General features: G+C 72.5%; 16 protein-coding genes. 11 read left to right on the top strand and 5 right to left on the bottom strand.

The window, feature by feature from the left end; genetic code table 11:
- Positions 1–229 precede the first annotated feature (229 nt).
- A complete protein-coding gene (locus ABZ340_RS07015; RefSeq protein ID WP_358780710.1) occupies positions 230–673 on the bottom strand; it encodes a hypothetical protein in 444 nt (147 codons plus the stop codon).
- A 519-nt stretch (positions 674–1,192) separates the two neighbouring features.
- Here ABZ340_RS07015 and ABZ340_RS07010 point away from each other — a divergent pair.
- The 6 genes from ABZ340_RS07010 to ABZ340_RS06985 all read left to right on the top strand — a co-directional run bounded on the left by ABZ340_RS07010 (position 1,193) and on the right by ABZ340_RS06985 (position 9,284).
- The gene (locus ABZ340_RS07010; protein WP_358780709.1) at positions 1,193–1,810 is read left to right on the top strand and encodes a hypothetical protein; all 618 of its coding nucleotides are present in this window, start codon (positions 1,193–1,195) and stop codon (positions 1,808–1,810) included.
- 108 nt (positions 1,811–1,918) lie between these two features.
- Positions 1,919–3,424 (top strand): AarF/UbiB family protein, encoded by a 1,506-nt coding sequence (locus ABZ340_RS07005; protein WP_358780708.1) that lies wholly within the window; start codon positions 1,919–1,921, stop codon positions 3,422–3,424.
- Positions 3,425–3,578: 154 nt separating this feature from the next.
- The gene (locus ABZ340_RS07000; RefSeq protein WP_358780707.1) at positions 3,579–4,676 is read left to right on the top strand and encodes a polyprenyl synthetase family protein; all 1,098 of its coding nucleotides are present in this window, start codon (positions 3,579–3,581) and stop codon (positions 4,674–4,676) included.
- A 182-nt stretch (positions 4,677–4,858) separates the two neighbouring features.
- Entirely contained in the window at positions 4,859–5,944 is a 1,086-nt protein-coding gene (locus ABZ340_RS06995) for a glutamate dehydrogenase (RefSeq protein WP_358780706.1), read from the top strand.
- A 59-nt stretch (positions 5,945–6,003) separates the two neighbouring features.
- Positions 6,004–8,589, top strand: coding sequence for a bifunctional FO biosynthesis protein CofGH (locus ABZ340_RS06990; protein WP_358780705.1), 2,586 nt, complete (start codon positions 6,004–6,006; stop codon positions 8,587–8,589).
- A gap of 134 nt (positions 8,590–8,723) precedes the next feature.
- Positions 8,724–9,284 (top strand): hypothetical protein, encoded by a 561-nt coding sequence (locus ABZ340_RS06985; RefSeq protein WP_358780704.1) that lies wholly within the window; start codon positions 8,724–8,726, stop codon positions 9,282–9,284.
- On the opposite strand, the gene ABZ340_RS06980 is transcribed toward ABZ340_RS06985, so the two are convergent.
- Together ABZ340_RS06980 and ABZ340_RS06975 are read right to left on the bottom strand one after the other, a co-directional pair.
- The gene (locus ABZ340_RS06980; RefSeq protein WP_358780703.1) at positions 9,277–9,783 is read right to left on the bottom strand and encodes a DUF2165 domain-containing protein; all 507 of its coding nucleotides are present in this window, start codon (positions 9,781–9,783) and stop codon (positions 9,277–9,279) included. The genes ABZ340_RS06985 and ABZ340_RS06980 overlap by 8 nt on opposite strands.
- 84 nt (positions 9,784–9,867) lie before the next feature.
- Positions 9,868–11,013, bottom strand: coding sequence for a tyrosine-protein phosphatase (locus ABZ340_RS06975; RefSeq protein WP_358780702.1), 1,146 nt, complete (start codon positions 11,011–11,013; stop codon positions 9,868–9,870).
- Between the two features lie 682 nt (positions 11,014–11,695).
- Here ABZ340_RS06975 and ABZ340_RS06970 point away from each other — a divergent pair.
- The 5 genes from ABZ340_RS06970 to ABZ340_RS06950 all read left to right on the top strand — a co-directional run bounded on the left by ABZ340_RS06970 (position 11,696) and on the right by ABZ340_RS06950 (position 15,371).
- Positions 11,696–12,577, top strand: coding sequence for a helix-turn-helix domain-containing protein (locus ABZ340_RS06970; RefSeq protein WP_358780701.1), 882 nt, complete (start codon positions 11,696–11,698; stop codon positions 12,575–12,577).
- A gap of 101 nt (positions 12,578–12,678) precedes the next feature.
- Positions 12,679–13,026, top strand: a complete 348-nt coding sequence (locus ABZ340_RS06965; RefSeq protein ID WP_358780700.1) for a DUF6247 family protein — start codon at positions 12,679–12,681, stop codon at positions 13,024–13,026.
- On the top strand, positions 13,023–13,283 hold the full coding sequence (locus ABZ340_RS06960; protein ID WP_358780699.1) for a hypothetical protein: 261 nt from the start codon (positions 13,023–13,025) through the stop codon (positions 13,281–13,283). The genes ABZ340_RS06965 and ABZ340_RS06960 overlap by 4 nt, the downstream gene beginning before the upstream one ends.
- 115 nt (positions 13,284–13,398) lie before the next feature.
- Positions 13,399–14,514, top strand: coding sequence for an ADP-ribosylglycohydrolase family protein (locus ABZ340_RS06955; RefSeq protein ID WP_358780718.1), 1,116 nt, complete (start codon positions 13,399–13,401; stop codon positions 14,512–14,514).
- Positions 14,515–14,777: 263 nt separating this feature from the next.
- Positions 14,778–15,371, top strand: coding sequence for an ALF repeat-containing protein (locus ABZ340_RS06950; RefSeq protein WP_358780698.1), 594 nt, complete (start codon positions 14,778–14,780; stop codon positions 15,369–15,371).
- 158 nt (positions 15,372–15,529) lie between these two features.
- Here the strand turns inward: ABZ340_RS06950 and ABZ340_RS06945 are convergent, their stop codons facing one another.
- Positions 15,530–17,110: a sodium:solute symporter family protein gene (locus tag ABZ340_RS06945; protein ID WP_358780697.1), complete on the bottom strand. Its 1,581-nt coding sequence runs from the start codon at positions 17,108–17,110 to the stop codon at positions 15,530–15,532.
- 241 nt (positions 17,111–17,351) lie between these two features.
- Positions 17,352–19,088, bottom strand: a complete 1,737-nt coding sequence (locus ABZ340_RS06940; protein WP_358780717.1) for an MFS transporter — start codon at positions 19,086–19,088, stop codon at positions 17,352–17,354.
- Positions 19,089–19,153: the final 65 nt, after the last annotated feature.

The raw sequence follows: 19,153 nt of genomic DNA, 5'->3' as shown, positions 1-19,153 counted from the left end.
AGCGTCTCCGACGGCACCCCTCGGGCCCGGTGACACCACCCCCCAGGTCATCCGTTCGACAGGGGGCAACAGTCATGCCGGGCCCGGAGGCCAGCAGCCCTCTTGCAGGACCGCGGAAAACATAACGGGGGCGCCGGGCCGTCGGGCGCCCGGTGCGCGGACGGCGCCGGACGGCGCCGGACGGACCGCCACTTCGCGGGAGGTGGCGGTCGTGCCGCGTCCGGCGCCGTCAGTCGTCGTACCGCTTGAGGTAGAGCTGCTTGCCGTACTCCTGGCCCAGCCACAGACGGCGGTCCTCCCCGAAGTCGGCGAGGTTCGGGTTGTCGAAGGTGTGCGGATGGTCGGTGTCGCCGTTGACGTTGACGACGACGCGCTCCAGGCACCAGGCGGGGTCGGGCCCCACGGGCTCGAACCTCAGGTAGACCGGGTAGCGGTCGAGGTCGTCGGTGTGCAGCTGCGGCCTGCGCGGGTCGTTGTAGGCGGGGTTCTCGACGTTGGCGTCCTCGCCCAGCACGAAGGTCCAGTTGTCACCGGTCCGGGTGCCGCTGGTGGTCCCGGCGGCGTCGAGCACGAACTCGCGGCCGGCGACGCCCAGGTAGACCCACCCCTGTGTTCCCCCGTGCGGCACGTCGGCGGTGCGGACGTGCACCTCGATCCTCGTGATCCTCGCCATGGGATGTCCTCCTTTCTCCCGTCGGGTTTCCCCGGCGGGCAGCCTCTGGGTTTTTCCGGATTGATCCCCCGGCATGCCGCCGCGAATCCGCATCTGTCGCAATGACGTTTTCGCTTGCCATATGGACGGGGATCTTCGCGGCCGCTGCCCTGTTGCGGCTGGTTTTTTATTTCTTCTGACCGCGCTCCGCGGGTCGGGGAATCCGGGCGCCGGGCGAGGGGGCGCGTGCATATTAACGTCCGAGTCGGCGTCCGCGGTCCGTGAGCTGTGAGGTTCCCTCGCCGCTGAGCCCCCTGTGAGCACCGGCGCGCGACGGCGCGCGGAACCTGCGGGAAAAGCGCTTCGCTCAATTGAATGAAATCGGCAGGGCTGGCGTTTTCGTTCGGGCCTGTCGGCCAGTATGAGCGTAGCCGGAAACCGCCCCGGAATTCTGTGTGGGCAGGCACGGGCGCGGTCCTGCGTATTTCTCGGGTCCGTGTGCGTGTCTTCTCTTCTCGCTTCCCGGAAAGGGGTCACCCCATGTCCCGTCGCCGTTCCCGTACGTCGTTCAGTCACGCGTTGCGCAATATCGTGCGCGCCACGGAGGACCTCGTGGACGACGCCCTGGACAGAGCCGGGGATTTCGAATGCGGCCTGCGGAGCTCGGTCAGCCGGGCGCTGGACGACGACGATCACCACCGAGGTGGTCGCGGCCACGACGACCGACGCGATCGCCGTGACCGACGCGACGACTACGACTACGACGATGACGACGACTACGACTACGACGATGACCGGGACGGGCGTCGTGGTCGTCGGCACCGGCGTGGTGACCGTCACCGCCGTGGTGACGGGCCGCGGCGGCTCCGCCCGGACGAGGGGGAACCCTACGCGTCCGACCGCCGGCCGGCTCCGCGTCCGCGCCCGGACGACGACCACCCCGGCGAGGCCCCGGACGAGGACCCGGACGAACTCGCGGCGCTGAAGGGCCAGCTGGAACTGCTCCGGGGGCGGATGGACCGGCGCTGGGGCGAGGGGGACCACCCCGGGAACCGGGGCAGGGTGCCGCGGGCGCGCGGGGCGGAGGACGCGGAGGCCCTGAGGGACGAGCTGGCGCGTCTGGCCGACCGTATCGACCGTATCCGTGATGTGCGCTGACCGCCCGCCCGCCCGGCCGCGACGGCACCGGCGGCCCGCCCGGGGCGCGGCCGGACCGGGGAACGCGGGCCACCGGACGCGGGAGCATCGGACGCGGGAGCACCGGAGGTGAGCGCGGGCCGAGGGCGGGTGCTGATGCGCGTGCTCGCCCACCTGATCCGGCAGGAGGCGGCACTCGCCGCCACGCCCGCCGGCCGGGCGGACGCGGGGGCCGTACGCCGGGCCCGCAACGTCCGCCGCGCTCTGGAGAGCCTCGGCCCCTTCTACGTGAAAGTCGGCCAGATGCTGGCCACGCGGCCCGACATCGTGACCCCGGAGATGATCGAGGAGTTCGAGAAGCTCCAGGACGAGGCGTCACCCGCCCCGTTCGCCGACTTCGAACCGGTGCTCCGGCGGGAGCTGGGGCCGGGCTGGGCCGGGCGGTTCCGCGACTTCGACACCGAGCACCCGCTGGGCACGGCGTCCCTGGCCCAGGTGTACCGGGCGGAACTGCCCGGCGGACGGCCGGTCGCGGTGAAGATCCAGCGTCCCGGTGTGCGCGAGACGGTCGAGGCGGACATGAAGCTCATGGGCTCCCTGTCCCGCTTCGCCTCCCGGCGGGCCTGGCGCTTCAACGAGGTCATCGACGTCGAGGCCATGCTCAACGTGGTCTTCGACGCGATGCGGCCCGAACTCGACTTCGTGATGGAAGCCCGGAACATGACCGAGGCGGCCAAGGCGGCGGAGGACTTCGACCACGTCACGGTGCCCGAGGTGATCGAGGCCACCGAACGGGTCCTGGTGCAGGGCCTCGCACCGGGGACGCCGATCCGGGAGGCCGACAAGGACCGGTTCGACACCGAGGAACGCAGGGCCATCGGGCAGGACCTGCTCGCCTTCATGTACCGGGGCTACTTCGTCGACCGCATCTTCCACGCGGACCCGCACCCGGGGAACATCTTCGTGGAGCCCGGCCACCCGGCCACCGTGATCGACTGGGGCATGGTCGGCCGCATCGACCGGCCCATGAGCACCAGCATCCTGCTGCTGCTGCTCAACCTGGCGATGAACGACGGGGCCGGGACCGCCCGGGCCTGGATCGACATGGGCAGCGCCACCTCGTGGGCGAACACGGCGGCGTTCGCCGGCGACATGGCCTCACTGGTGCCGCAGATCGCCACCGCCTCCCTGGAGGAGCTCAACTTCGGGGTGACCCTCACCGCCGTGCTCCAGCACTCCACCCGCCGCGGCATCCGCACCAGCCCCATGGTCTCCATCCTGGGCAAGTCCTTCGCCAACATCGAGGGATCGATCCGGCACCTGTGCCCGGAGCTCTCCCTCATCGACGTCTTCTCCGAGGAACTCGTCGGCATCGTCACCGACCTGGTCAAGGAGTCGCTCTCTCCGCAGCAGGCCGTCCGTACGGCCCTGGAGGTGATCACGGCCGGTGCCTCCGCCCCCCAGCAACTGCGGGGCATCACGAAGGACTTGTCCAACCGGGACCTGACCATGCGCATGAACCTCAACGGCTCCCGCTCGGCCACCCGCTCCTCCGGCCTGCGCAAAGGCGCGGCGGAGGTGTCCCTCGCGCTCGCCACCACGATGCTCTGGAACCACTACGCCAGGGACCGGTGACCGGCACACCGCCGCCCGCTTCCGTGGGTCCGCCGCCCGCCGCCCGCTGTCCGCAGGCCAGTTGTCCGCGGGCCCCGCCCCCCACCACCTCCGCCCCGCCTGCCGTCCCCGTCTCCACCCCGCCTGCCGGTCCGCCCGCAGGGAGGAAGCCCCCATGAGTACCGACCTCGTCCCCACGCTCGACCTCGACGCCCTCCGCGACCGGGTCGACACCGTCCTGGCGGAGATCCTGCGCCGCCCGCCCGCCGGAGTCCCCTCCCCCCGGGGCCGCGCCGGCGAACTGACCCGGGCCCTGACCGATTTCGTCCTCGCGCCCGGCAAACGCATCCGGCCCCTGCTGTGCGTCCTCGGCTGGTACGCCGCGGGCGGCGGCGGAGAGGACGGTGAGGGCGGAGAGGACGGGGAGGAGACCCTGTGGCGCACGGCGGCGAGCCTGGAGGTCTTCCACGCCTTCGCCCTGATCCACGACGACATCATCGACGGCAGCCCCACCCGCCGGGGCCGCCCCAGCGCGCACCGGGCGTTCGCCACCCGGCACCGGGCGAGGCCGGACGCCGACGCCTTCGGCGTCCACGCCGCCATCCTCCTCGGCGACCTGGCCCTGATCTGCTCCAACGCCCTCGTCAACACGGCCGGTCTGAGCCCCCGGCAGCGCGACACCGTGCTGCCGCTGCTCGACGCCATGCGCGGCGAGGTGCTCCTGGGCCAGCACATGGACCTGACGGCCACCGGACGGCCCACCGGCGATGTCGAGGAGGCCCTGACGATCGCCCGCCTGAAGACCGCCAAGTACACCGTCGAACGGCCCCTGCACCTGGGGGCCGCCCTCGCCGGCGCCGACCGGGACCTGCTCGCCCTGTGCTCCGCGTACGCGCTCCCCCTCGGGGAGGCGTTCCAGCTGCGGGACGACCTCCTCGGAGTCTTCGGCGACCCCGCCCTGACCGGAAAACCGGTCCTCGAAGACCTCCGCTCGGGCAAGGCCACCGTGCTCATGGCCCTCGCCACCCGGCACGCCACGCCGGAGCAGCGCAAGACGCTCGACGCCCTGGTCGGCCGGGCGGACCTCGACGAGGACGGCGCCGCACGCGTCCGGCACATCCTCCAGCACACCGGCGCCCGCGACACCGTCGAATGCATGATCGCCGAACGGTACGAGCAGGCGCTGCGCGCCCTGGACGGCGGCCCGCTCGCGCCCGAGATCGCCGCCGCGCTGCGGCAGATCGCGGCCCGCGCCGCCATCCGGACCGCCTGACCGGACCGCCTGTCCGGACCGCCTGTCCGGACCGCCTCTCCGGGCTGTCTGTCCGGGCTGTCTGTCCGGACCGCCACCCCGACCACTCGACCGCGTCCGCCGCACGGCACCGCCGCACGGCACCGCGGTCCGTCCCCGCGGGCCCGTCCCCGCGGCCCGTCCCCGCGGCGAAAGGAGAACCGGTGACCGGTACCGCCGTCGACACCCCGCCCTTCTACTGCCCCATCGAATCCGCCGTCCACCCCGAGGCCGAGGAGGCCGAGCGCCGCGCCCTGGCCTGGTTCGAACGCAGCGGCCTGTGCCGCGACGGCACCGACCTCGCCCGGATCGCCGGCAGCCGCAGCGCCGACTTCTACGCCCGCTTCGCCCCGGACGCCGATCCGGACCGGCTGTGGCTCGCCGCCCTGTGGGTCTACTGGGGTTTCGTCTTCGACGACGCCCGCTGTGACGAAGGCCCCTTCGCCGCCGACCCCGCCGCCTTCGCCCCCATGGCCTTCTCGGTGCAGCGCGCCCTGGAAGTGCCCGGCCGGCTGTCCTGCGCCGACCCCTACGCCGCCGCCCTGCACGAGATCGGGGAACTGTTCCGCGCAGCCGCCGGACCCGTCCAGAACCGCCGTTTCGAGCACGCCCACCGCGCCTGGCTCACCGGCGTCCAGTGGCAGATCGGCAACCGGGCCGCCGGCCGCATGCCGGACCTCGACGAGTACCTGACCATGCGCCTGCACTCGGCCGGCGGCGAACCCACCTACGCGATGCTGGAGATCGCCAACGGCCTCGACGTGCCCGACCGCGAGATGGACTCGCCCGCGGTCCGCGCCCTGACCGAGATGGCCATTCTGGTCGCGGCACTCGACAACGACCGCCACTCCCACACCAGGGAGACCACCCGCCACCAGACCGAACAGAACATCGTCAACGTCCTCATGACCCACCACCGCCACTCGCTCCGGCAAGCCGTCGACGAGGCCATCGCCCTGCGCGACGCCGTGCTGGAACGGTTCCTCGCCCTGCGCGACCAGGTCACCCCGCGCGCCGGCAGCGCCCTGCGCCACTACCTCACCGACCTCGGGCACGGCATCCGCGGCAACATCGAATGGGGACTGAGCGTGCCGCGCTACCTGGCCCCGGACGGCATCACCCCCGCCGCCCCGGCCCGCATCCCCGCCCAGACGGCCGGCGGCCACTGGACCGACACCCCCCGCCCCGGCCGGCAGGACCCCCGGCGGCTGCCGTCCCTCGCCTGGTGGTGGAGCGACCTCGTCTTCTGAGGAACCCGGGCGCCCGAGCTTCCTGCTCCGCCTGATCACCCCGCTCGTATGCTCGAAGGATGACGACTTCCGCGACCTCCGGAACCGGCCCCACCGAGAACTCCATGCGTCGCGCCCTCAAACGCGCCCGGGACGGCGTCGCCCTCGACGTCACCGAGGCCGCGGTCCTGCTCCAGGCCCGTGGCGAGCACCTGGAGGACCTGACCGCCTCCGCCGCCCGGGTGCGGGACGCGGGCCTGGACGCGGCGGGCCGCCCCGGCGTCATCACCTACTCCAAGAGCGTCTTCATCCCCCTGACCCGGCTGTGCCGGGACAAGTGCCACTACTGCACCTTCGTCACCGTCCCCGGCAAGCTGCGCCGCGCCGGGCACGGGATGTTCATGTCGCCGGACGAGGTCCTCGATATCGCCCGCAAGGGCGCCGCCCTCGGCTGCAAGGAAGCCCTCATCACCCTCGGCGACAAGCCCGAGGACCGCTGGCCCGAGGCGCGCGAGTGGCTCGACGCGCACGGCTACGACGACACCCTCGCCTACGTCCGCGCCGTCTCCATCCGCATCCTGGAGGAGACCGGCCTGCTGCCGCACCTCAACCCGGGCGTCATGTCCTGGACGGACTTCCAGCGCCTCAAGCCCGTCGCCCCCTCCATGGGCATGATGCTGGAGACGACGGCGACCCGCCTGTGGTCCGAGCCCGGCGGCCCCCACCACGGCTCCCCGGACAAGGAACCCGCCGTCCGCCTGCGCGTCCTGGAGGACGCCGGCCGCTCCTCCGTCCCCTTCACCTCCGGCCTCCTCATCGGCATCGGCGAGACCTACGAGGAGCGCGCCGAGTCCCTCTTCGCCCTGCGGAAGATCTCCCGCGCCTACCACGGCATCCAGGAACTGATCATCCAGAACTTCCGCGCCAAGCCGGACACCGCGATGCGCGGCATGCCGGACGCCGAACTGGACGAGCTGGTCGCCACCGTCGCCGTCGCCCGGCACATCATGGGCCCCGCCGCCTGTCTCCAGGCCCCGCCCAACCTCGTCGACGCCGAGTACGAGCGGCTCATCGGCGCCGGCATCGACGACTGGGGCGGCGTCTCCCCGCTCACCATCGACCACGTCAACCCCGAACGCCCCTGGCCGCAGATCGACGAACTCGCCGAGCGGTCCCGGGCGGCCGGTTTCGAGCTGCGCGAACGCCTCTGCGTCTACCCGGAGTTCGTCAAGCGCGGCGAGCCCTGGCTCGACCCCCGCCTGCTCCCGCACGTGACGGCGCTGGCCGACCCGGAAACCGGCCTCGCCCGCGAGGACGCCGTCGTCGAGGGCCGCCCCTGGCAGGAACCGGACGAGGTGTTCACCCCCACCGGCCGCACCGACCTGCACACGGCCATCGACACCGAGGGCCGCACCACCGACCGCCGCGACGACTTCGACGAGGTGTACGGCGACTGGGGCGCCCTGCGCGAGGCCGCCGCCCCCGGCATGGCTCCCGAGCGCATCGACACCGACGTACGCGCCGCCCTGGCGACGGCGGCCGACGACCCGACGAAGCTCACCGACGACGAGGCGCTCGCCCTCCTGCACGCCGACGGCCCGGCCCTGGACGCCCTGTGCAAAGTGGCCGACGACGTCCGCAGGTCGGCGGTCGGCGACGGCGTCACGTACATCGTCACCCGCAACATCAACTTCACCAACGTCTGCTACACCGGCTGCCGCTTCTGCGCCTTCGCCCAGCGCCGCACCGACGCCGACGCCTACACCCTCTCCCTGGAGCAGGTCGCCGACCGCGCCCAGCAGGCGTGGGAGGTCGGCGCGGTGGAGGTGTGCATGCAGGGCGGCATCCACCCGGACCTGCCCGGCACCGCGTACTTCGACATCGCACGCGCCGTGAAGGAACGCGTCCCCGGCATGCACGTGCACGCCTTCTCCCCGATGGAGGTCGTCAACGGCGCCACCCGCACCGGCCTGTCGATCCGCGAGTGGCTCACGGCCGCCAAGGAGGCCGGGCTGGACTCCATCCCCGGCACGGCGGCGGAGATCCTCGACGACGAGGTCCGCTGGGTCCTCACCAAGGGCAAGCTGCCCACGGCCACCTGGATCGAGGTCGTCACCACCGCCCACGAGCTGGGCATCCGCTCGTCCTCGACGATGATGTACGGCCACGTCGACCAGCCCCGCCACTGGCTCGGCCACCTGCGTACCCTGGCCCGCATCCAGCAGCGGACGGGCGGCTTCACGGAGTTCGTGACCCTCCCCTTCATCCACACCAACGCCCCGGTCTACCTGGCCGGGATCGCCCGCCCCGGCCCGACCACCCGCGACAACCGCGCGGTGACGGCGATGGCCCGCCTCCTCCTCCACCCGCACATCCCCAACATCCAGACGAGCTGGGTGAAACTGGGCACGGAGGGTGCGGCGGAGATGCTCCGCTCCGGCGCCAACGACCTGGGCGGCACCCTCATGGAGGAGACGATCTCCCGCATGGCGGGCTCCTCCTACGGCTCGTACAAGTCGGTCAAGGACCTGATCGCGGTCGCGGAGGCCGCCGGCCGCCCCGCCAAGCCCCGCACCACCCTCTACGGCGAGGTGCCGGAGGAACGCCGCCGGGCGGCCGAGGCATCGGACGGCCACCTGCCGGAGCTGCTGCCGGTGCTCGACTGATCCCCGGCCGGTTCCCGGTCGATCCCTGACCGGTCCCCGGCCGGTCCCCGGCTGGTCTCCGGGCGGGGATCGGCCGGGGCGCTCACAGTACGATGATCCGAACCATGGTGCTGTAGGTGAGGAGATGCGTGCCCATGCCTGCCCGACTTCCCTCGTGGGCCTGGGTCACCGGCCTGACCGTGGGGGCGATAGCGGGAGTGGCCGTCCTGGCCGTGCAGGCGGACCAGGGGCCGCGCCCCGCCCCCACGGCCGCCGTCCGGACCAGTGCCCCGGCGGCGGGCGCGCACCCCACCCCGACCGCGTCCGCGACACCCGCCGTGCCGGACGGCTCCGGCACCGGCCGCCGCATCGTCTACTCCGTCGGGCAGAAGCGGGTCTGGCTGGTCGACGCCAGCGACGCCACCCGGCGCAGCTTCACCGTGTGGCCCGGCACGGTCAGCCCGGACCCCGGCACGTACACGATCGGGGGCCGCACCGAGTCCACGACCGGATCGGACGGCGTGAAGGTCGAGCACATCGTCTACTTCGCCGTCCAGGACGGCGTCACCGTCGGCTTCTCCAACGCCGTCGACGGTTCCTCGCCCCCGCCGCCCTCCCCCGGGGCGAAGACGGGCGGCATCCGCCTGCACAAGGCCGACGGGACGGCCGTATGGGCCTTCGCCACCCCCGGTACGGAGGTCAGGGTGGTCACCTGACGCCGTCGCCGGGCCCCATGGGCAACTGGTCGACGATCAGCACGACCCCGCTGAGCAGGAAGACGCGCGTCGCCGCGTCCAGTCCGTTCCACTGCTCCGACTGCCACATCGCGAACCACTCCCCGCCGATCGCGATGAACCCGGCGCCGAACAGCAGCATCAGCATGAGCAGCCCGTACGTGCTGACCCGGCGGGCGCGCGGATGGTCGCGCCGGAACCACAGCCAGGTCCCGTACAGCAGCACGAGCGCGGCGGCGCACTCCCACAGGATGATCAGGACGTAGGCGGCGTCCTGGATCCACTCGGTGGTGATCGCCCGCCACATCAGGTCCTCGTCCTCGAACGTGGTGTCCATGGCCAGAACGTGCCGGACGAACTGCTGGTTCGTCCCGAAGTCGGTGATGTTCCCGACGGCGACGAGGGTGATGTAGAGGGCGACGGTGCCGGTGAGCAGGGTGGCGGCGAGCGGCAGGGCGCGCGAGGCGGAAGTGGGTGCCATACCCGTACTCTTCCCCGCCCGGCGCGGCTGGGCCCGTACGGATCGAGCCACTCCGTACGGGCCCAGCCGGGACGTCCGGGCCGGTCAGCCCACCAGCAACCCGGCGCGCAGCTCGCGCAGTTCGCGGGCGTCGAGCCCGAGGGCCTGCTTCTCGTACGCCGCGAAGGAGCCGTACTCCCGCTCGACCTCCTCGAACCCGGAGTCGAGGTACTCGGGCCGGACGTCGAGCATCGGCTTGTAGACCGCGGCCTGCGCGGGCGGCAGGGCGGCGAGGGCCGCGGCGTTCGCCTCGGCGCGGTAGTCGTTGGAGGCCAGGTAGTCCACCATCACCGTCTCGCGCGGCACCCCGAGGGCGGTGAGCAGCGCGGCGCTCGCCCAGCCGGTGCGGTCCTTGCCGGCCGTGCAGTGGTAGAGCGTGCCGTCCGGGTCACCGTCGGCGAGGTCGGCGAAGACCGAGGAGTAGGCGGCCTTCGCGGGCGCACCGCTCACCATCGCCTTCTCGCCGTCGGTCATGAGCCGGGCGGCCTCGTCGGCCGTCTTCGGCATCGAGAAGACGGGGGAGCCGTCGCCGAGGACGTTCGCCGCGACGTACCGCGTGCCCTCGGGGAGGCGGTCGGGCGCGTCGGTCCGCTCGGAGGTGGTCCGCAGGTCGTAGTCGACGGAGAGGCCGAGCCGCTTCAGCTTGGCCAGGTCGGCGCCGGTGAGCTTGTCGAGCGAGTCGGACCGGTAGACGACGCCCATCTTCACCCAGCGGCCGTCCCGGGTGCGGTAGCCGCCCGCGTCACGGAAGTTGACGGTCCCGTCCAGCTCGATCAGCCGGTCCGCGAGCCGCAGGCTGCCGCCGCGTCCGGGCACGAGGTCGAACCACTGCCGGTCGGCGGCGGGCAGCCCCCTCACGGTGACCGCGCCGGACGAGCCGCCCGAGGCGACGGTACGGCCGTTGGCCCGGACGGCGACGTGCCGGACGCCCGGCGCCGTCCAGGTGACCCGGTAGGAGCCGTCGTCCCGCGCCTCCACCTCGGCGGCGGTGAAGGGGATGTGCTGCCGTCCCGCCTGGGCCCCGTGGGCCCCGTGGGCCCCGTGGTCCGCCTGGTGCGCGTGGTGCGCGTGGTGCGCGGGGGCGGCCGTGGCGGCGGGGGCGGCGAGGCCGGTGAGCAGCGCGGCGGCCACCAGGGCACCGGCCGTGCCGGCCGTGCCGGTCGCACCGGCACGTGTCGTGTGGGTCGTCATGCCCGGGATCGTTCACCGTTGAAGGAAGTACCCGGGGAACGGGGCGTGAACCGAGGCCGGCTGCCGGGGAAAGAGGTGCGGCGGGTTACTCGGTGTCCTTGGGGTCGGTTCGACGACGAGGGCGTGCTCCCCGAGCATGCGGCGCAGGTGGTGGCCGAGCCGGCGCCGAACGCCGTGCTCCACGGCCGTGTCCCGGGCCGGGACTTCCGGCCGCGGCTGAAGTCACCGGCCGACGGCACCCTCCGGATCGAGGCCATCGGCGCCCGGGGCTACCGGGTCCCGCGTGTCCCGGACCCGGCGGCCGGGGACGCGGAGGCGGGGGAGATGGAGGCGGGTCAGGGGGCTGCGGATCGTGGCGGTGTTCGCCGGGCGCTGGGGGTGGAGAGGCGCCCGACCACGCCAGGACCGTCTGGGCCGAAGCGGCACCGGGTCGCGGGGCGGTGTGACCCGGTGGGCGCCGACGCCAAAGACCAAAGAACCGGGGAAAGAACCGAACCAGCCCCTGCCGTCCCCGACGGTCACTCTCCGGAGTGAACATCGCCAACCCGGCTGGCGCGGCGGGCCGTTCATGGTGCAGCGTCTGCCCCGACAACCGCAGACAACCCCAGACACGATTCGGCCCCCGCCGGGACTGCCATCCCACTGCGAGGGCCTGATCACCGAGGAAGAAGAGACCTTCCTGATGACTGACCAGCAGCCTAGCGCGCCCGCGCGCACCGCGTCCGGCCGTTCCACCGGCGGTGTCGAGCACGTCAACGTGCCCCACACCGAGAACTTCACCGTCGTCGGAAACCACCTCCTCCAGCACCCGGAACTGTCCCTGACGGCGATCGGTCTCGCCGTCCACATCCAGTCGCTGCCCGCCGGGACGACGGTCGGGATCAAGGCGCTGGCCGCGAAGTTCCCCGAGGGGGAGATCAGGATCGCCGCCGCCCTGCGGGAACTGGAGGCGCACGGGTACCTCGCACGCACCAAGGAGCGTCTTCGATCCGGCCGAGTCGTGACCCGGACGGTCTCCTACAACCACCCCCGCGCCGCCGTCTCCGCCAACCACCCCCGCGCCGTCGTCTCCGCCAACCACCCCCGCGCCGTCGTCTCCGCCAACCACCCCCGCGCCGCCGTCTCCGCCGCCGCACCCGAACCCCAGGCCGAGAAGCCGCCCGCCGTCGCGCCCGCCCCACCCGCCGACCGCACCGCCGCCGACCTCCTCGTCCGCCTGCGCACCCACGACTCCCGGCTGCTCCTCACCGAACGGGACGTACGCCGCCTCGCCCCGGCCGTCTCCGCCTGGCTGGAGCGCGGCGTGCCCGCCACCGCCGTACTCCGCACCCTGACGACCGGCCTGCCCCAGGACCCCATCCGCCACCCGGCGGCCCTCCTGCGCCACCGCCTCACCACCGACCTGCCCCCACACCTGCCCGCCGCTCCGGCCCCCGCGTCGGAGCCGAGGCGCCGCCCCGACCCTCTCCAGACCTGCGACGGCTGCGACCGCGCGTTCCGGGCCCCGCGACCGGGCCGCTGCCGCGACTGCCGGACGGCACCTCCCGGGCGGAGGGCGGCGTAGAGACGCCGGGAGCGGGTCATGTGACCCACGTCGTCCCGGCAGCGTGCGCAGATCTCCGCCGGTACCGTACGAGGAGCGAACCATCCGTACCGGAGGTCACCATGAGCGCTCAGACCGACGGTCCCTACGGACCTCTGATCCCCATGCCCGAGCTGACCCCGGATGCGCTGCGCAGGGCTGTCGCACGGATCGCGCCCAGCCGGCTTCCGGCGCTCACGCAGCACCTCTTCGAGGCCACGACCAACGCCCAGCAGGTCCAGAGCCTTGCGCCGTTGCGCGCCTTCGTGCACTCGTGGGCCGTGTTCGTCGCCATCGAACGTCATCCGGCCCGTGCCGAGCGCCTGCGGGAACTGGAGCGGATCGTGGACACCGGCGAACAGGACCCGTCCGCCGCGATCGCCGAGATTCGTGCGATCCGCGAGGCGGCAGAGGCCGAGGCAGGGCTGTGACCGACTGGTCCTGGGACTACAACCCGAGTGCCGAGTACATCACTGGAGGATTGCCGCCGGGAGTGGTGGCGGAGGTGGAGCGGCTCGCTGCGGAACTGGCCGTCCTCGGTCACGACTCCGTGCGAGTCGGCAGGCCATTCGACCGCGAAGGCGGTCTGCGTGAGTTCGACTTCCTCGGCGGACGCGGTTTCATCAGCTTCCTGCCCGTGCCCCGTCACGCATGCGTCTACGTGTGCAACGTGACCTGGTACGAGTGACCACCGGCCCCACTCCGCCCCCACGCGTTCCCGTCCTCCCCCCTGCACCACCCGCCCGTTCGATTACAGTGCTCGACGGCGTACGTTGGGACGGGCGGTGCCCCGGGAGGTCTGGGTGGACGCGACGGCCGGGATCGTCTGGGGGCGGGCCGAGCAGCAGGACTTCCGCAGCCGGGTGCGCGGGACGCTGCTGGGGGTGGCCGTCGGCGACGCGCTGGGCGCGCCCGTCGACCGGCTGGACCTCGCCGGGATACGGGAGGCGTACGGGGCCGAAGGGCTGGCGGACCTCGCCCCCGCCCACGGGCGGCGCGGCGCCGTCACGCACCTCACCCAGCTCACCCTGTTCTCCGTGGACGGGCTGATACGCGCCCAGGTGCGCCGGGACACCGGCGCCTGGCATCCGCCGACCGACCTGCACCGGGCGTACCGGCGCTGGGCCGCCACCCAGCACGACTGGGGCCCCGACGAGCGGCGCGAGGAGGACGGCTGGCTGGCCCGCGAGGAGTGGCTGTACGTCCGGCGCGGCCCGACGCGGGCGCTGCTGCTCGGCCTCGGGGACGAGACGATGGGCACGCCGGACGCGCCGAAGAACCCGGGAGAGCGCGGTGCCGAGGCCGCCGGGCGCTCCGCCCCGTTCGGGCTGCTGGTCGGGTGGGACCCGCAGCTCGTCGCCCAGCTCGCCGTGGAGTGCGCGGCGCAGACCCACGGGCACCCCGCGGCCCGGCTGGCGGCGGGCGCGTACGCCGTGATCGTGCACGGGCTGGCCCGCGGGGCCGCCCCGGAGGCCGCAGTGCACCAGGCGCTCGCGCTGCTCGCCGCGTGGCCGGGACACGAGCCGGTGTCCGACGCGCTCCGGCAGGCCCTGGACGCCGTACGGCAGGGGCTGCCGACGCCCGAGCGGGTGGCCGGGCTGGCCGGGGACGGCACGGCGGAGGAGCTGGTGGCCGCCGCCGTGTACTGCGCCTGCGTCGGCGAGGACGCCCGGCACGCGCTGTCCCTCGCCGTCAACCACGACGGGCCCTCCGCCACCGCGGGCGCCCTGACGGGCGGCCTGCTCGGCGCCCTGCACGGGGAGACGGCCCTCCCGCCGGGCTGGCTGGCCGAGCTGGAGGGCCGCCCCACGATCCTGGAACTGGCCGACGACTTCGCGATGGAGATGACCCAGGGCCCGGCACTGCACGGCCCGGCCGGGGCGTCCCCGGGGTGGCTCACCCGCTACCCGCGGGCCTGAACGGCGGCGCCGGGCCGCCCGAGTTGATCAAGGTCGCCGTCCCCTCGGCGGTCCTTCGCCTGGTCGCCGTTCACCCAACCACCGCTTCCCGGGCCTCCGGACCGGACCGGAACTGCCTGCCTGGCGTAGGCAATTAAAGAACTGTGAAGTCTGCGTGGCCCTGGTAACGTCCCGGCCGCCGCCCTTTGGAACGATCTCGCTGCCGCACCCTGCCGCACCCTGCCGGACCGTTCCGTGACTACGACACCAAGGTGGTTCACTTCGTGAGACTGACCCGCATAACCCTCGCCGTGGCCGCCGGCGCACTCGCCCCGGCCCTGCTGCTCACCACCCCGTCCTACGCCGCCGCCACGCCGTCCTCGGCCGTCGCCGCGGTGCCGGAGACGGGCTCCCCCTACGACGAGATGGACGTGGACGACCTGCGCGTCGCCATCGCCAGGATTCTCGCCGACCCGGACAGTGGCAGGCGTGTGATCCGGGAGGCGAACGAGCTTCTGGACAGTGGCACCGAGGAGGAGATGCGGGCCTGGCTGGAGTCCGGTTACCGGCTCGCGCAGGCCGAGGACGACCGTGTCGCCATCGCCAGGATTCTCGCCGACCCCGACAGTGGCAGGCGTGTGATCCGGGAGGCCAACGAGCTGCTCGACAGCGGTACCCCGGAGGAGATGCGCGCCTGGCTGGAGTCCGGTTACCGGCTCGCCCAGGCCGAGGACGACCGCGTCGCCATCGCCAGGATCATCGCCGACCCCGGCAGCAGCGACGCCCTGCGCGCGGCGGCGCGCGCGGCCCTGGACGACAACACTCCGGAAGCGCTGCGTCACTTCCTCGAGGTCGGCCGGTACGAGGTCGACGGCTAGGCGGTTCCGCCGGGCCGTCCCGGTGGACTCCGCGATCGTGCGGATTCACCGGCACGCGGCCGGGGCCCGCGAGAGGGGGCCCCGGCCGGACTCCCCGTCGCGGGCGTCTTCCTCCGGTCCGGTCCGCCCGCCGACCCGGACGAGACCGTCTGGTCCTTCTAGTCCTTGACCCACGTCCGGCCGGCCGCGTCCTCCGCCCCGCCCGCCGGCGCCGGGACCGCCGCCGCGGCACCCGAGGAGTCGTCCCCGTCCGTGTTCACGCGCTCGATGATCGCGAGCCGTTCCGGGGTGTCCTCCGGCTTGAGGTAGCCGATCACGATGTACAGCACGAGGGAGACGGCCAGCGGCACCGACACCTGGTACTGGAGCGGGACGCCGCCGTCGACGTTCCAGTGGATCGGGTAGTTGACCAGCCAGAACGCCACCAGTCCGGCCGCCCAGCTCGTCAGCGCCGCCGTGGGACCGGAGCGGCGGAACGCCCGCAGCAGACCGAGCATCATCGGGATCGCGATCGGGCCCATCAGACCGGCCACCCACTTGATCACGACGGTGATGATGTCCTTGAACGTCGGCGAGTTGACCTGCGTCGCCACCGCCATCGACAGGGCGAGGAAGACCACCGTGGTCACCCGCGCCACCATCAGACCGCGCCGCTCGCCCCACGTCCGCGCCCGCGCCCACAGCACCGGCGCCACGTCCCGCGTGAACACCGCCGCGATCGCGTTGGCGTCGGAGGAGCACATGGCCATCGTGTGCGAGAAGAAGCCGACGATGACCAGGCCCAGCAGCCCGTGGGGGAGGAGCTGCTCGGTCATCAGGGCGTAGGAGTCGGAACCGTCCGGCTTCTGCGACTCCACCAGCAGCGGCGACATCCACATCGGGAAGAACAGCACCAGCGGCCACACCAGCCAGAGGATCGCCGACAGCCGCGCCGACCGCTCGGCTTCCTTGGCGGTGGGGGTGGCCATGTACCGCTGGGCCTGGTTGAGCATGCCGCCGTTGTACTCGAAGAGCTTGATGAACAGGAACGCCAGCAGGAACACCGTGGTGTACGGCCCGACCAGCGGCTTCCCGTGGCCCTGGAGGGCCGGTTCGTCCCAGACGCCGAAGAAGCCGCCGTGGTCGTCGAGCCGGACCAGCACCGCGAAGAGCATCGCGAGACCGGCGAGCAACTGGATGATGAACTGCCCCAGTTCGGTCAGCGCGTCCGCCCACAGACCGCCGATCGTGCAGTAGATGCCCGTGATCACACCGGTGATGAGGATGCCCTGGTTCAGGGAGATCCCGGTGAACACCGACAGCAGCGTGGCGATGGCGGCCCACTTGGCGCCCACGTCCACGATCTTCAGCAGCATGCCGGACCAGGCCAGCGCCTGCTGGGTGGGCAGGTTGTACCGGTTCTTCAGGTACTCCAGCGGGGAGGCCACGTGGAGCCGGGACCGCAACCGGTTGATGCGCGGCGCGAACAGCTTCGAGCCGATGGCGATGCCGAGGGCGATGGGGAAGGACCAGGTGACGAAGGACGTGACGCCGTAGGTGTAGGCGATGCCCGCGTACCCCGTGAACATCACCGCGCTGTAGCCGGACATGTGGTGCGAGATGCCGGAGAGCCACCAGGGCATCTTCCCGCCGGCCGTGAAGAAGTCGCTGACGTTGTCCACGCGTTTGTGCGACCAGACGCCGATGGCGACCATCACGGCGAAGTAGCCGATGAGCACGGCCCAGTCGAGACTGTTCATGTGCCCCCCTTCCAGGGTCCGCCTTGTGAACTCCGCTCAGCTGGTTGGCACTTCGCCTGAACGGGGTAGGGGCGAGGAAGGCCGCGAAGTGCCCGCTCATCGTGGGTGGGGGCATGCGGGCACGACAAGGAACCGGAAGGTCAAGAGGGAGTAAAAATGTTCGACTGAATGACCCTCGTTCATCTATATGAACTTGATCGTGTGTGTTCGCGACGCGGACGGCCACCGGGTGGCCGCAGGGTCAGCGCAGCTCCTCCGGGCACGGCGTCCCGCGCGGCAGCTGGTACGGCGCCGCCAGCCGGTAGGTGCCCGGCTCCGGCGCGAGCAGCACCGTCCACTTGTCGCCCTGGGTGTCCTCCTCCGTCTCCATCAGGCAGCCGTTGACGTTGTCGTACGTCTTCGGCGTCCCCTCGGGGCGGTTCTTCGAGGCCACCGTCTCCTGCGGCGCCTGAAGGCTCTTGCCCTCGGCGTCGACGATGCTCAGCCACGGCGAGTACGGGATGCGGACCAGCACCCGGCCCGCCCGCTCGACCCGGATCGTCCACTCGCCCTGCTCGGCCCGCTCCACCACGGCGTGCGGCTCGGCCAGCGGAGCGGGGTCGGTCACCTCGAACAGCTGCCAGTTGGCATCGCCCCACACCTGCTTCAGGTACGGCAGCCCCCGCTGCACCAGCTCCCGCTCGCGCTCACCGCCGTCCCCGTCCGGCTCGTCCTTGGGCAGCACCACGAAGTGCACGGCCCACCGCTTGAGCCACTCGTGGTAGTTCGCCGAGTTGAGGGTGTCGTCGTAGAAGAGCGGGTTGCGCTCCATGTCGGCCTGGCGGTTCCAGCCCCGGGCCAGGTTCACGTACGGCGCCAGCGCCGACGCCTCCCGGTGGGAACGGGCCGGTACGACCTCCACCCGGCCCTTCTCGGCGCCGACCTCCTGGAGCTCGTTGACCAGCGGCGCCAGCTCCCGCGCCCAGGCGGCGGCCGGGGTGGTGTGGACGATGTCGTCGACCGACTTGAAACCGATCCAGGCCACGAAACCGGCGACGGCGACCACCAGCGCGTACCACCTGCGCGAACGCGGCACCGCGAACGGCAGCGCGGCCACCAGCACCGCGCCCGCGAACAGCATCGCCAGCCGCGTGATGTTGGACCCGATCTGCGAGCTGATCAGCCACACCAGCAGCACGGCCAGGGCGTACACCCCGGCCGTGATCCGCACCGTCACCCACGCGCGCGGCACCAGCACGCACACCAGGACCGCGTACACCAACGGCAGGAACGCCGACCCGAACGACATCGGCTGCGTCCCGGAGAACGGGAACAGCCACGCCGAGAGCGCCACCACCGCACTCGGCGCCAGCCCCAGCGCCCAGGCCCCCGGACGGCGCTTCTGCAGGAACAGCGCCACCGCGACCAGGCCCACGAACAGGCCCGCCACCGGCGAGGCCATGGTGGCGAGCGCGGCCAGCGGCGCCGCGCACAGCGCCTTCGCCCACCGCTTGTAACGCCAGCGGTACGGCCAGCAGAACACGACGGCGACCGCGCCGAGCGCGAACATCGTGCCCAGCCCGAACGTCACCCGCCCCGACACGGCGTTGCAGAGCAGACCGAAGACACCCGCCAGCGCGGGCGCCAGGGGCCGGGCCACGACCCGGCGGACCCGGCTGCGGACCAGGATCAGCGTCAGCAGGCCGGCGGAGAGCGTCCCCGCGACCATCATCGTCGTCCGCACGCCGAGCACCGACATCAGGTACGGCGACACGACGCTGTACGACACCGGGTGCATGCCGCCGTACCAGGCGAGGTTGTACGCCGAGTCGGGGTGCCGGCCGACGAACTCCGCCCACGCGTCCTGCGCCGCGAGATCGCCACCACTGTTCGCGAACGTGAAGAACCAGATGATGTGGAGGACCCCGGCAAGGCCGGTGACGAACAGCACGGGGTGACGGGCGAGGCGCTCGCGCAGGGCGACGGCCGCGGCCCCCAGGGGGGACGTGGACTCCGGCCGGTCACCGTGCGACCCCGGAACGTCATCACAGCCGGAGGGATCGG

The sequence above is a fragment of the Streptomyces sp. NPDC006134 genome, assembly GCF_040628835.1.
Classification (GTDB): Bacteria; Actinomycetota; Actinomycetes; order Streptomycetales; family Streptomycetaceae; genus Streptomyces.
This window is presented reverse-complemented; position numbering and strand designations above follow the sequence as displayed.

Excerpts from the sequence above, each read along its gene's own strand:
- ABZ340_RS07015 (WP_358780710.1), bottom strand. The coding sequence starts at position 673 with ATGGCGAGGATCACGAGGATCGAGGTGCACGTCCGCACCGCCGACGTG.
- ABZ340_RS07010 (WP_358780709.1), top strand. The coding sequence starts at position 1,193 with ATGTCCCGTCGCCGTTCCCGTACGTCGTTCAGTCACGCGTTGCGCAAT.
- ABZ340_RS07000 (WP_358780707.1), top strand. The coding sequence starts at position 3,579 with ATGAGTACCGACCTCGTCCCCACGCTCGACCTCGACGCCCTCCGCGAC.
- ABZ340_RS06990 (WP_358780705.1), top strand. The coding sequence starts at position 6,004 with ATGACGACTTCCGCGACCTCCGGAACCGGCCCCACCGAGAACTCCATG.
- ABZ340_RS06985 (WP_358780704.1), top strand. The coding sequence starts at position 8,724 with ATGCCTGCCCGACTTCCCTCGTGGGCCTGGGTCACCGGCCTGACCGTG.
- ABZ340_RS06980 (WP_358780703.1), bottom strand. The coding sequence starts at position 9,783 with ATGGCACCCACTTCCGCCTCGCGCGCCCTGCCGCTCGCCGCCACCCTG.
- ABZ340_RS06975 (WP_358780702.1), bottom strand. The coding sequence starts at position 11,013 with ATGACGACCCACACGACACGTGCCGGTGCGACCGGCACGGCCGGCACG.
- ABZ340_RS06970 (WP_358780701.1), top strand. The coding sequence starts at position 11,696 with ATGACTGACCAGCAGCCTAGCGCGCCCGCGCGCACCGCGTCCGGCCGT.
- ABZ340_RS06965 (WP_358780700.1), top strand. The coding sequence starts at position 12,679 with ATGAGCGCTCAGACCGACGGTCCCTACGGACCTCTGATCCCCATGCCC.
- ABZ340_RS06945 (WP_358780697.1), bottom strand. The coding sequence starts at position 17,110 with ATGAACAGTCTCGACTGGGCCGTGCTCATCGGCTACTTCGCCGTGATG.